Annotated in this window: 11 protein-coding genes; 9 read left to right on the top strand and 2 right to left on the bottom strand. The window is 51.0% G+C overall.

Going from position 1 to position 12,468, the window contains the following annotated elements; genetic code table 11:
• Window positions 1–31: 31 nt before the first annotated feature.
• Both FW415_RS01770 and FW415_RS01765 read left to right on the top strand, forming a co-directional pair.
• Window positions 32–559 (top strand): hypothetical protein, encoded by a 528-nt coding sequence (locus FW415_RS01770; protein ID WP_148382591.1) that lies wholly within the window; start codon window positions 32–34, stop codon window positions 557–559.
• A gap of 99 nt (window positions 560–658) precedes the next feature.
• Entirely contained in the window at window positions 659–1,864 is a 1,206-nt protein-coding gene (locus tag FW415_RS01765; RefSeq protein ID WP_246858879.1) for an anthranilate synthase component I family protein, read from the top strand.
• 71 nt (window positions 1,865–1,935) lie between these two features.
• Here the strand turns inward: FW415_RS01765 and FW415_RS01760 are convergent, their stop codons facing one another.
• A complete protein-coding gene (locus tag FW415_RS01760; RefSeq protein WP_148382589.1) occupies window positions 1,936–2,859 on the bottom strand; it encodes a TIGR01777 family oxidoreductase in 924 nt (307 codons plus the stop codon).
• 143 nt (window positions 2,860–3,002) lie between these two features.
• Here FW415_RS01760 and FW415_RS01755 point away from each other — a divergent pair, with 143 nt between their 5' ends.
• The 5 genes from FW415_RS01755 to FW415_RS01735 all read left to right on the top strand — a co-directional run bounded on the left by FW415_RS01755 (window position 3,003) and on the right by FW415_RS01735 (window position 9,174).
• Window positions 3,003–4,526, top strand: a complete 1,524-nt coding sequence (locus tag FW415_RS01755) for a hypothetical protein (protein ID WP_148382588.1) — start codon at window positions 3,003–3,005, stop codon at window positions 4,524–4,526.
• 15 nt (window positions 4,527–4,541) lie between these two features.
• Window positions 4,542–5,522 (top strand): hypothetical protein, encoded by a 981-nt coding sequence (locus FW415_RS01750; protein ID WP_148382587.1) that lies wholly within the window; start codon window positions 4,542–4,544, stop codon window positions 5,520–5,522.
• 343 nt (window positions 5,523–5,865) lie between these two features.
• Window positions 5,866–6,558, top strand: a complete 693-nt coding sequence (gene purQ, locus FW415_RS01745) for a phosphoribosylformylglycinamidine synthase subunit PurQ (protein ID WP_148382586.1) — start codon at window positions 5,866–5,868, stop codon at window positions 6,556–6,558.
• A gap of 44 nt (window positions 6,559–6,602) precedes the next feature.
• Window positions 6,603–7,058 (top strand): protein-disulfide reductase DsbD domain-containing protein, encoded by a 456-nt coding sequence (locus FW415_RS01740; RefSeq protein ID WP_148382585.1) that lies wholly within the window; start codon window positions 6,603–6,605, stop codon window positions 7,056–7,058.
• A gap of 115 nt (window positions 7,059–7,173) precedes the next feature.
• Window positions 7,174–9,174 carry a protein-disulfide reductase DsbD gene (locus FW415_RS01735; RefSeq protein ID WP_148382584.1) on the top strand — a complete coding sequence of 667 codons (2,001 nt, stop codon included), beginning with the start codon at window positions 7,174–7,176 and terminating at the stop codon, window positions 9,172–9,174.
• A 117-nt stretch (window positions 9,175–9,291) separates the two neighbouring features.
• Here FW415_RS01735 and FW415_RS01730 read toward each other — a convergent pair whose 3' ends face one another.
• On the bottom strand, window positions 9,292–10,209 hold the full coding sequence (locus FW415_RS01730) for a hypothetical protein (RefSeq protein ID WP_148382583.1): 918 nt from the start codon (window positions 10,207–10,209) through the stop codon (window positions 9,292–9,294).
• A 242-nt stretch (window positions 10,210–10,451) separates the two neighbouring features.
• Between FW415_RS01730 and FW415_RS01725 the strand changes: the two genes are divergently transcribed.
• Both FW415_RS01725 and FW415_RS01720 read left to right on the top strand, forming a co-directional pair.
• Window positions 10,452–11,135 (top strand): response regulator transcription factor, encoded by a 684-nt coding sequence (locus tag FW415_RS01725; RefSeq protein WP_148382582.1) that lies wholly within the window; start codon window positions 10,452–10,454, stop codon window positions 11,133–11,135.
• Window positions 11,132–12,457 (top strand): HAMP domain-containing sensor histidine kinase, encoded by a 1,326-nt coding sequence (locus tag FW415_RS01720; RefSeq protein ID WP_148382581.1) that lies wholly within the window; start codon window positions 11,132–11,134, stop codon window positions 12,455–12,457. The genes FW415_RS01725 and FW415_RS01720 overlap by 4 nt, the downstream gene beginning before the upstream one ends.
• The last annotated feature ends 11 nt before the right edge of the window (window positions 12,458–12,468 follow it).

Raw genomic sequence — 12,468 nt, 5'->3', positions numbered from 1 at the left:
TTACGCCAGAATCTAATAGCAACGTACCATTATGAAATCAAAATCTGATAAAGAAAAAGAGACTAAAAAACCTGCTTCTCCGAAGACTGATAAAGCGGCTGAAAAGAAAGCTGTTGCAAAGCCCGAGAAAGATGCAGACGAAGATGAGGAGGAGGGCGAGGAGGAAACTCCCCGTAAGTCTGCTTCTAAAAAATCAGATAAGCTCGCCACTAAATCCGGTGCAGATGATGATGACGAGGATGACGAAGACGAGGATGATGCGCCTAAAAAAGGAGCAAAGAAAGGTGCCAAAGCCGGAGCGAAAAAGAAGAAGGATGATGACGATGATGATGATTTAGATGATGATGACGATCTGGATGATGATGACGATGCCTGGGAAAAAGGTGAAGATGAAGATTATGATCCCGATTTTGAAGAGTTTGATATTCCCAAAGCCAAAAGCAAACGTGGCCGCCCCAGCAAAAAAGGTGATGACGATGATGATCTGGGCTTTGACGATGACTTCAAGGACATGGATATGTTCAACGACCGCTTTGATGATGACGACGATGATTTCTAATCCGCAATAGTGCTATCATACAGTTTTCCTGTAAATAATATAAGCGCATTTAAACAACAGATGTTGAGCTGGGGTAACCGGTTCAACATCTGTTGTTTTTTGGACAATAATGAATACCGGCTGACTGGCCATCACGCAGAAGCACTGCTGGCCGCGGATGCGCTGGAAGTGCTGGAATGCCCCGCCGGTAACGCCTTTGAGCAGCTTCGCGCTTTTCATGACACCGCCCCCGGCTGGCTGTTCGGTCACCTCGCTTACGATCTCAAAAATGAAACGGAACGCCTGCATTCCGCACATCCTGACGGTATCGGCTTCCCTGATATGTTTTTCTTCCGTCCCCGCTATCTCCTTCATCTCCGCCAACAGGAACTGACCATCAGCGGAGAGGGGCTGACGGAAACCGCCGCAAAACAGATCCTCGCCGAATGCCTCCGCGAACCGGCAAACCCGCCTGCGGACGTCACCTGGACGCCCGTTCCGCTGCAAAGTCCCATTGACCACGCCGGTTACCTGTATGCCGTAAAAGCCCTGCAGGAGCATATCCGCAAAGGAGATTGCTACGAAGTGAATTTCTGCCGGGAACAATTTGCGCGAATGGCCATTCCAGATCCCCTGCTGCTGTTCCGCCGCCTGAACGCCCTGTCCCCGGCCCCTTTCGCGGCCTGGTACAAAACCGGTCACAAACACCTGGCCTGCTCCAGCCCGGAACGCTTCCTGAAAAAACAGGGCAACCGCCTGCTGTCCCAACCGATCAAAGGAACGGCCAGGCGCTCCGCTGATCCTGCGCAGGACGCCCTCCTGCGGGAAGCGCTCCTGCAAAGCGCAAAAGAACAGTCCGAAAACGTCATGATCGTTGACCTCGTACGCAATGACCTGTCCAGGACCGCCGTGCAGGGCAGCGTGAAGGTGGACGAACTGTTCGGTATCTATGCCTTCCCCCAGGTGCATCACATGATATCCACGGTAACGGCTACACTGGATGAACGCTTCCATTTCACGGACGCCATCCGCCACGCCTTTCCCATGGGCTCCATGACCGGGGCGCCAAAAGTAAGGGTCATGCAACTGATAGAGCAATACGAACGGTCGCGCAGGGGATTGTTTTCCGGCGCTATCGGCTACATCACACCGGAAGGTGATTTCGATTTCAATGTGGTGATCAGGAGCATACTGTACAATGCGGAGCAGGAATATGTGTCGTTCCAGACCGGTTCGGCCATTACGTTTTACAGCGATCCGCAAAAAGAGTGGGAGGAATGCCTGCTGAAAGCAAAGGCAATGGAAACAGCGTTGGGGATTGTATAAGATGAGGGACGGTATAACACGTGATCATTTACAGCAGGTGCGTCCGTCACGCATTACGTCCCGCCAGCCGTTTACTTCTTTTTCGTCAGCAGCAATTGCTCCATAGCCCCTGCCACTTCAGGATAGGAAAAAAGAAAGCCCGTTTCCCTGATCTTGTCCGCCGACACTTTAACGCTCTTCAGCACTTCGACGCTCATTTCACCCAATGCGAGCTTCAGCGCAAACGCCGGTATATGAACGGATACGAAACTGTTCCCTTTTGCGGCGCGGGCCAGTGCCAGCACCAGTTCTTCATTGGTAACGGGGCTCGGCGAAACGGCATTGTACACCCCCTGCAGCCGGTCGTTCACGATGGCATTGAAATATAGCCGCACCAGGTCGTGCAGGTGTATCCAGCTCACCCATTGTTCTCCATCCCCCATTACGGTAGCGAAGCCCAGCTTCAGGGGTTTGCTGAATTCTTTCAGCGCGCCGCCTTCCAGGCTCAGCACGAGCCCGGTACGGAGAATGATCACCTTCTTGCCCAGATCTTCCATCTTCCGCACACTGTTCTCCCAGGCCTCGCAGGTGACCCCGAGAAAATCATCCGCCGGAGGCGCGTCTTCCCGGAAGATGTCGCCTTTGAATGGCCCGTAATACCCGGTAGCCGATGCGCTGATCACTTTTTTTATATTGTTGGAGGTATCGGCCAGCCGCTCATATAAAAGCCGGGCGCTCTGCACACGGCTGTCCAGTATCTCCTGCTTGCGTTGCGCTGTCCACCGCTTGTCCGCAACATTGGCGCCGGCAAGATGGACGATGTGGTCCGCCTCCTGCAAAGCGGTGGGATCCAGCGTTTTGCGGTCCAGGTCCCATTGGGCAAAACGGAGCTGAGGATGGCTGGAAGCCCGGGGCCGCCTCGTAAGAATGATCACGTTATACCCCCGTTCCAGCAGCAATGTTGTCAGTGCCCGCCCTACAAGGCCGGTTCCGCCTGTGATTAATACCGTATCCATAAAATAAAAGTACATAATAAAATATCAACCGTACATCCCCCATCCCTTTGCAAAAAGATAATTTTCGTGTAGGTTTGATGCAGCAGCATGCATAAAACAGCAGCGCGAAACGTTTATCCTGTATCAAACCTTAAATAATTGTCATGCGCATTCGCTATATCTTACGGTTTTTTGCCCTGATACTACTTACCACGGCCGCTTCCGCACAGAAAGTCACTTACTCGGAGCCGGAACGCGATGACTATAAGACCACCGAATTCGAGATCATCGGCAGAATATCCGGGAACATCCTGGTGTATAAAGCGGACCGCGGAGATTATAACATCTCCGTATATGATAATGGTATGCAGCTGAAAGATCGTGTGAAGCTGGATTTTCTCCCCAAAAAACTGATCAGCGTGGATTTTGTGGGGTATCAGGACAAGGCCTACATGATCTACCAGTTCCAGCGCAGGGACGCCGTGTACAGCTTCGTGGGCAAACTGAACGGCAACGGCGTTTTTGAAACAGCGCCCGTCATGGTGGATTCCACCCGCATTGGCAACTACTCCAAAGAGAACAAGGTCTATTCCGTAGAAGTATCGGAAGATAAGGAACGCATCCTGCTGTACAAGATCAATCAGGACAAGGAGGACAATCACGTATTCTATACCTTTCTGTACGACAGCAATTTCAACCTGGTCAACAACAGCCGCGTATCGCTCCCCATGGAGGCCAAGCGGCAGTTCCTGAGCAATTTTAACCTGAATAATGAAGGGGACCTGGTGTTTACAAAGCTGGAAAGAGGCAATTCCCGGGATTATATCGTCAGCGGCAACCTGGTGGTGAAACGCGCCGTTGTGGACAGTTTTGAAGTGCAGCCATTTGAGGTCAAAGGGATATTGCTGGACGAGATTAAAGTGAAGCTGGATAACAACAGCAAACAGGCGCTTGTTACCGCCTTCTACTACGAACGCCGCCGGGGGAACGTGGAAGGCATATATATGCTGCGGCTGGACCTCGCTACAAAGCAAAAAATATTCGAAAAGGCCACCGCCTTCAGTCCCGAACTGAAACAGAATGCACGCGGCGAATCGTCGGCTCCTTCCGCATTCAACGACTACTTTATCCGCAAGATCGTCTTCACAAAAGACGGCGGTTTCCTCATGACCGCGGAAGCCTATTATACCACCTCGCGCACCCAGCCCTGGAACCGCTGGAACTATATGTACGGCGGTATGGGAGGCATGGGTGGCTACTATCCGTATTATTATTCCCCCTACTCGCCATATTACTACAACCCCTATGGCTGGAACGACATGCACGGCACCCGTTATCATTACGATAACATCGCCATCCTGTCCTTCGACGAAAAGGGAGAAATGCAATACAGCAACTTTGTGCATAAGAGCCAGTTCGATGACGGGGCAGACCTGTACCTGAGCTATATGCTGGTGAATGTAGGCAGTGAACTGCATTTCCTGTTCAATGAGCTGGACCGCCGCCAGTATGTGCTGTCAGAGAATACCATCGGACCGGACGGCAAGGTGAGCCGCAAGCCCACGCTCCGCAATCTGGACAAAGGGTTTACCTGGATGCCGCGTTATGGCAAGCAGATCGCCGCCCGCACCGTGATCATTCCCTGTATTTACCGGAATTATATTTGCTTTGCTAAAATTGACTTTTAATTACACCTTTGCACCGTGATACGTTTCTTTAGATCCGGCAACCCGCTAACGGTGCTGCTGCTGTTTATCTACACGTTGCTCATCAAATTTTACTACCTTTTGCATCCGTCTTCCTTTCAGGCAGATGGTTCCGAGGGCCTGGTATATAACCTGCTGACAACCTGGCTGGAAGGGCTGGTGGGCAAAAGCCCCCTGTTCTTTACCACCATTGCACTGCTGATGCAGTTCCTGCAGGCGTTGCTGCTTACCCGTATCATCAACAATCACCGGCTGTTCCCGAAGGATAATTACCTGCCGGCCATGAGTTTCCTGCTGTTTACCTCTCTCCTGGAAGCCTGGAACGTTTTTTCACCCGCCCTTATCCTGAATACCATCATGTTATGGATATTTTCCAGTATTGCAGACCTGTATATGCGCCCTTCCGCCCGTGATGTGGCTTTCAATATGGGATTTGCACTGGGGATTGGCGGATTGTTCTATTTTCCGGCCATCATATTTGCGGCGCTGCTGCTCATCAGCCTGCTCATCATGCGCTCCTTCCGGCTGGCGGAATGGATCATCGGGTTGTTGGGGCTGATCTGCCCCTTTTACCTGCTGGGCACCTGGCTATTCCTGACGGACCGCTGGGAAATGGTGCCGCAACTGCCCGTCATCGGGTTCAATCTGCCCGTTATCACGGATTACAAGGTCTGGGGCGCCCTTATTGTGAGCCTGCTGTTCTTTGTCATCGGATGGCTGCTGCTGCAGCGGAATTACTCAAAAATGCTGATCCAGGGGAGAAAGATATGGGCCACCGTGGTCGTGCATGCCGTAGTAGCCGTGCTCGTGCCTTTCTTCAGCGTGCATTTTTCCGCAGGGTACTGGGTACTGGCGGTATTACCGGTATCCCTGTTCGCCGGGAACGTGTTCTGGAGCATCTCCAATAATACCTTTGCCAATGCTATACATGTGATTGTTTTGGCATATGTCATTGTAATGCAGTATTTTTCGCATTAAACAGGTTGTTAGGGGAATCATAATTCTGATGAGCGGTGATTGTAAATTCCCCAATGCGCAGTAATTTTGTTGTTTTCCAGCGATAAATTAACAAATATTGACAGGTGAAACAGAATGTTCCATCTGACTACGGATAAAACAAATATTGACAGGTGAAACGGATGTTCCATCTGACCATTAATAAAAACAAATACTTAACAGGTGAAACAGAATGTTCCATCTGACCATTGATAAAAACAAATACGAACAGGTGAAACGCAAGTTCCATCTGACCGTTGAAAAACAAATATTGACAGATGAAACGGATGTTCCATCTGACCACTAATAAAACAAATACGAACAGATGAAATTTGGTGTTGTTACATTTCCCGGCTCAAACTGCGATCAGGATATGGTGGATGCCCTGCGTTACGACCTGAATCAGGAAGTAATTGCCCTGTGGCATAAAGACAAGGATCTGAGCATGTTCAGTACAGAGGATTGCATCCTGCTGCCGGGCGGTTTTTCTTATGGCGATTACCTGCGTTGCGGCGCCATTGCAAAATTCAGCCCCATGATGCAAAGCGTAGTGGAGTTTGCCAACAAAGGCGGACGTGTGATAGGGGTTTGTAACGGATTCCAGATACTTTGCGAAGCAGGCCTGCTGCCGGGCGCTTTGCTGAAGAACCAGAACCAGCAATTCATTTGCAAGAATATTTTCATGAAGAGCGAGAATACCCACACTTCCATCACCAAAGAAGTGACCGGCCGCCCCCTCATGATCCCGATCGCCCATGGCGAGGGAAGATATTATGCCGATGATGCCACGCTCGATGGCCTTTTCGCAAATAATCAGGTCATCTTCCGGTATTGCGATGAGTTTGGCAACATTATTGAATCTGCTAACCCGAACGGCGCTGTTCGCAATATTGCAGGTATCTGTAATAAGGAAAGAAATGTCTTTGGCATGATGCCGCATCCGGAAAGGGCCTCCAGCGAACTGCTGGGCAACCGCGATGGACAGCTCATCTTCCAGAGCCTTATCAATAACAACTAGCATCAAACACCAAACAAATCAACCAACCAGAAAAAAAAGGAACTATGAAGAAATTACTCGTTGCATTGTGCATGTTTGCTTTACCGGTACTGGCTTTCGCTCAGGACGACAATCCGGTAAAATGGGAATTCACCACCAAGAAAGTAAGTAACCAGGTGTACGAAGTGATCGCCAAGGCTACCATCGAAAAAGGATGGCATGTGTATGCCCAGGAAGCCGGTGAAGGCCCGATCCCTACCACCTTCTCCTTCACCAAAAATCCCCTCGTGGCGATGAACGGTAAAGTAACAGAAGTAGGTAAAATGCACAAAGCGTTTGACAAGAACTTTAATTCCGAGCTGAAGTATTACGAAAACACCGTTTCCTTCGTTCAGAAAGTGACCGTTAAAGGCAAAGCTGCCACAAAACTTAAAGGCTCCGTGGAATTCATGGTGTGCGACGACCATCAGTGTCTGCCCCCCGCTGAAGTACCCTTTACCTTTAGCCTTGGTGGTAAATAGGCAGTGACCCTCACATCACCGGAAATATTATTCAGCCATAAACAGGAACGAGTTCTTTAACAAGGACTCGTTTTTTGCATATGATTCTTTACAATCTTTTAAGTCTATCATACATATGAAGTATCTTTTATTACTGATAACGGGCCTTCAGCTCCTGTTCCTGCCGCGTGCGCAAGCGCAGGACGAAGCGGCGGTTCCGTTGGTGAAATGGGAATATACTGCCGAAAAAAAGGGTGACGGCACTTTCGTGCTGCATTTCAAGGCAAAGGTTTCCGAAGGCTGGAAATTGTTCTCCTATACCATGAGCGACGATGATCCCAATACCCGCATCATGCTGGACAGCCTCAGTGATACCCGCGCGGCTATCACCGGTGTGGAGGAAGCTGGGGACCTGAAAACCGCGAAAGAACCTATACTCGATAACCTTGAGATCAGGTATTTTGAGAACGAAGTAGACCTTCAGGCCACTACCAGCTTCAAAGCCGAAGTAAAAGACGTAAAAGGCGTCATTACCTACATGGTCATCAAAGGAGAAGAAGTAGTGCCGGAAGAAGTGGAATTCCGCTTCAATGCAGATCCTGCCGCCGGCCTGGTGGCCGCCAAAGCAGGATTGCAGATCAACGAAGAACAGGCCGGCAAGCTCAAACGCACGAATATCGACCTGAAGAACCCTGTCAGCAAGGTAGGCGGTATCCTCGAAGAAGGAAAGGGAGTATGGGTCGTATTTCTGCTCGGGTTCCTGGGCGGATTGATCGCCCTGGTAACACCCTGCGTATTCCCCATGATCCCGCTGACCGTATCGTTCTTTACCAAAAGCTCGCAGAACAGGAAAAAAGGCATTTTTAACGCTACCATGTACGGTTTCTTCATATTCCTCACCTACGTGCTGTTCAGCGTGCCCTTCCATATTGCCGGGGCCGCAGAGCCGGAGATATTCAACAACATCTCCACCAACGTCTGGCTGAATCTCTTTTTCTTTGCCGTTTTTGTGGTGTTTGCCATTTCCTTCTTCGGCGTGTTCGAGATCACACTGCCGAGCGGACTGGCCAGCAAGGCGGATTCCAAAGCGGATAAAGGCACCCTGATCGGGATATTTTTTATGGCCCTTACGCTGGTGATCGTATCGTTCTCCTGTACCGGCCCTATTCTGGGTTCCCTGCTGGCAGGCTCCCTGAACTCCGATGGCGGCGCCTGGCTGCTGACCGCGGGTATGGCGGGCTTCGGGCTTTCCCTCGCATTGCCCTTCGCCCTCTTCGCCATGTTCCCCAGCTGGCTGAACTCGCTGCCCAAATCCGGCGGCTGGCTCACCTCCGTAAAAGTAGTACTGGGTTTCGTGGAACTGGCGCTGGCCGTGAAGTTCCTGTCCAATGCCGACCTCGTGACGCATTGGGGTATCCTCCACCGCGAAACCTTCTTCCTCATCTGGATCATCATCGGTATCCTCACCACCCTCTATCTGCTGGGCTGGATCCGCTTCCCGCATGACAGTCCCGTTAAAAAGCTCACCCCCATCAGGATCGTTTTTGCCGTGTTGTTCGGTGCATTCACCCTGTACCTCATCCCCGGCATCACCAATACCAAATACGCCAAACTGAAGCTGATGAGCGGTTTTGCGCCGCCGATGTCCTACAGCTGGTACGGCAACAGCGCCGAAGAAAAAGGCGCCGTGGAACCTGATGTGATCAATGACTACGAAAAAGCGCTGGAAGTCGCCAAAGCGGCGAACAAGCCCATCCTGATAGACTTCACCGGCTGGGCCTGCGTGAACTGCCGCAACATGGAAGAAAATGTGTGGACCGATCCTGAAGTGCATGCCCTCATCAAAGACAACTACATACTCGTATCGTTATATGTGGATGACAAGCAGAAACTGCCGGAAGGAGAAGAGTTCCTGCATCAGTTCGATGACGGCCGCACCAAAGAGATCAAGACCATCGGCAACAAATACGCCACCATGCAAAGCGAGAACTTCATCAACAGCTCACAGCCGCTGTACGTGCTGATCAGTCCTGATGAACAATTGCTGACGCTCCCCGTGGCTTATACGCCCGATATCCGTGAATACGCCAACTGGCTGAAAGCCGGGATCGAAGCGTTCGAGAAAGTGAAGCAATAATTTCTTGTGATAACAAAAGAGGGTGTGTCGGATTTTGCTGACACACCCTCTTTTTATTTGCGGCTCAGGGCCATCTGGTTTCTTTGCGGGGGATGAAGAAGCCTTCGTTTATCAACTTCAATACAACGAAAGCCCGCATCCCTGATAAGTCTTCCCGTCGAACGTCACCGTTACCGTCATCGGATGCATGATATCCGCATCATCCGTACAGCGCCTGTTCTCGAATTTTGCCAGCAGGGTATGCTCATCGGACCGGGTATTGAATTCTGTTGCTTCGCGGTCTCCTTTCTGCGCATCATTGCAGGGAAATTCGTATTTGTTCTCTCCGTAGTTAAAATTGAAAAAGATCTTTTTATTCGGGATCACGGCAATGCTCCAGCCCGGCTCGTTGCCGGTGCCCCAATAAGCAGCGCCCTGTTTGCGCATCAGGTTCGCTTCTTTGCTCAGGTCTTTCCGGTCTGCCTCCACCACCTGCAGCACTTCTTTTACCAGTGAATCTACCGCCGATGGCCGCAACCGGTAATTATCCTGCCCGGTCGCTGATTGAAAAGGTGTAAAACCGGCAGCTTCCAGGGAAGGCAGGTCTTTGGCCGCGCGGGTCTCCGCCTGCAACAAGGTATTATTGCCGAAATAAAAGGAATTCTCGGTCACGCTGTCCTTCGTGGTCACGATCTCGCGGAGCAGCACTGGCTTGCCGGACAGGGAATCCAGGTACAGCCAGGTCTCCCGCTGCTCATCCACCTGCTTGCCTTCGGGGTAGATATATACCCGCAAGGGCTGATTATTGTCGTTGAATACCGCCACGATACCCGCCGCATTGCCCCCATGCATATAATTATGGACCGCCAGCGTACGGTATTGTGCGCCGATCTTTTCATCCACATCGCCTACATAGCTGGCGATATCCGCAGCCGAGGCCGCAACCGCTTCCGGAACGGTTACCGTACTGTCCCCTTCCGCCTGTTTCTCCGAAGACGGCCCCGCACAGGCGCTCAGCACTACTGCGGCTGTCAGAATGAATGCATATGGTCTCATCTGTGTTGTATTTTTTCGATGTTTAGTGTGGCTGGCCGGAAATTCCGGAAAACACATACATAGGTATTTCATACGATAGGTTTTACGGTTCCGATATCAGCCAATCCTGTGCCAAAAAAGAAAGTAATTGATAATCAGTTTATTGAACCAGCCTCGAAAGTATAAGATAGGACTTTTTTAGCACATCGGCAGGCTCTCCGCTTCAAAATTGCTTCAAATTTGTGCGTAATTTGCAGGATATTATGAAAGTATTGCTGATTGAGGATAATCTGGAGCTGGCCAGCAGTATCAGCGAGTTCCTGGGCAGGGAGGGGTATATCTGCGAAGTGAGTGATAACGTCCGGGATGCGCAGGACAAGCTCATTTCCTTTCAGTATGACTGCGTACTGCTCGATATCATGCTGCCGGACGGCAACGGGCTGCAGATACTTTCTTTCATGCGGCTGGAAAAGATACAGAGCAGCATCCTTATCCTGTCCGCGAAGAACTCGCTGGATGACAAGATCATCGGGCTGGAAGAAGGAGCGGACGACTATCTCACCAAACCCTTCCATCTGCCCGAGCTGCACGCCCGCCTGCGCGCCATTTACCGCCGCAAAAAACTCAACGGCAGCAATATCATCGCGTTCAACGAGATCAGCCTGAATATCGACACCCTGGAAGCTACCGTCAACGGCCAGCTGCTGGATACGACCCGGAAGGAGTTCGACCTGCTGCTGTATTTCCTCGTCAACAAAAACAGGGTGCTCTCCCGCCAATCCATTGCCGCACACCTCTGGGGCGATTACACCGATAATTTTGCGAACTTTGACTTTGTGTACCAGCATGTAAAAAATATCCGGAAGAAGATCAGCGCAGCCAATGGCACAGATTATATCGGCACCGTGTACGGACTGGGATACAAGTTTAATACCTCCAAACAATGAAGCTGGTTGATAAATTCACGCTATGGTACCTGAGCTCCACGCTCATCATCCTGCCGCTTAATGCCTATATTTCCTACCAGTCCATCCGGAAGGAAATAGACCAGGCCACCGTGGAGCGGCTGAAACATGTAAATGAACGGGTGGCGGAACAGGTGAAAGCGGGTGAACCGATCAGCGATCATACCCAGGGCTGCAAGATACTGGTGGCCGCTTCTATGGAAACCATCCCGGCAGGCCATGTGGAAATAACGGAAAAGGATGTGAAAGACATACCGGAACTGCGGGACAATGACCGCAAGGTGATCGTCAGTTCCTGGCATACGATCAACAACCAGCTGTACAAGATCACCTCCGCCGATTATGTTACCCGCTCGGAACAGATACTGGCGGGACTGCGGACCTCCATTATCTGGAAGATCGCCATTCTGCTGGGTTTTGTGACGCTGACGGCCAGGCTGGTATCCCGGTACGTACTGGCGCCGTTTTACAATACCCTGAAAAAAGTGCAGCGCTTCAACCTGAAAACCAAGCAAAAGCTGACGCTCCCCCGTACCCGCACCAAAGAGTTCAATGAGCTGAACTGTTTCCTGGAAAAGATGACGGACAAGGCGGTACATGATTACAATTCCCTGAAAGAATTTGCGGAGAACGCCTCGCATGAGCTGCAAACGCCGCTGGCCATTATCCGCAGCAAGCTGGAGCTGCTTTCCGAATCCGATATCCAGGGCGGGCAGGCCCAACTCATCGGCGACATGCAAAATGCCGTGGAAAAGCTGACCCGTATCAATCGCTCCCTGGTACTGCTTTCCAGGCTGGAGAACAATGAATATGAAGCCACGGAGGAAATGCCCTTCAGCCAATATACCCGCGATGCCCTCGGCGCTTTCTGCGACCTGATGGCGCTGAAGTCCCTGCAGGTAAAAAGCAATATTGAAGAGGAAGTATGCCTCCATCTGCACCCCTCCCTGGCGGACATCCTGCTGAACAACCTCATCAGCAACGCCATCCGCCACAACCTCCCGGAAGGTACCATTGAAGTGGTGCTGAACAGGGAACACCTGATGATCAAAAACACCGGGCATCCGCCTTCCGTCCCCACCTCCGAGATGTTCCAGCGCTTCCGAAAAGGCAGCCAGTGCGATAATTCCATCGGCATAGGACTGTCTATCGTGAAGCAGATATGTGATATGAATAACTTCGAGATCAGCTACCGTTATGCTTCCGGGTATCATATTGTGGAAGTGAACTTTCCTTCCGGCACCTCCGCTTCAAAATTCCTTCAAAATGATGAGCGCTATTTGCATGAGAGAATCCAGCAGTAAGCTGCCATGCT

Origin of the sequence: Chitinophaga sp. XS-30 (assembly GCF_008086345.1) — a bacterium.
Taxonomy (GTDB): Bacteria; Bacteroidota; Bacteroidia; order Chitinophagales; family Chitinophagaceae; genus Chitinophaga.
The sequence above is the reverse complement of the archived record's forward strand: the minus strand, read 5'-3'. Positions and strand labels throughout refer to the sequence as shown.

What these genes read in the sequence shown, in the direction of transcription:
- FW415_RS01730 (WP_148382583.1), bottom strand. Translation starts at nt 10,209, where the DNA reads ATGAGACCATATGCATTCATTCTGACAGCCGCAGTAGTGCTGAGCGCC.
- FW415_RS01720 (WP_148382581.1), top strand. Translation starts at nt 11,132, where the DNA reads ATGAAGCTGGTTGATAAATTCACGCTATGGTACCTGAGCTCCACGCTC.
- FW415_RS01755 (WP_148382588.1), top strand. Translation starts at nt 3,003, where the DNA reads ATGCGCATTCGCTATATCTTACGGTTTTTTGCCCTGATACTACTTACC.
- FW415_RS01760 (WP_148382589.1), bottom strand. Translation starts at nt 2,859, where the DNA reads ATGGATACGGTATTAATCACAGGCGGAACCGGCCTTGTAGGGCGGGCA.
- purQ (WP_148382586.1), top strand. Translation starts at nt 5,866, where the DNA reads ATGAAATTTGGTGTTGTTACATTTCCCGGCTCAAACTGCGATCAGGAT.
- FW415_RS01770 (WP_148382591.1), top strand. Translation starts at nt 32, where the DNA reads ATGAAATCAAAATCTGATAAAGAAAAAGAGACTAAAAAACCTGCTTCT.
- FW415_RS01740 (WP_148382585.1), top strand. Translation starts at nt 6,603, where the DNA reads ATGAAGAAATTACTCGTTGCATTGTGCATGTTTGCTTTACCGGTACTG.
- FW415_RS01725 (WP_148382582.1), top strand. Translation starts at nt 10,452, where the DNA reads ATGAAAGTATTGCTGATTGAGGATAATCTGGAGCTGGCCAGCAGTATC.
- FW415_RS01735 (WP_148382584.1), top strand. Translation starts at nt 7,174, where the DNA reads ATGAAGTATCTTTTATTACTGATAACGGGCCTTCAGCTCCTGTTCCTG.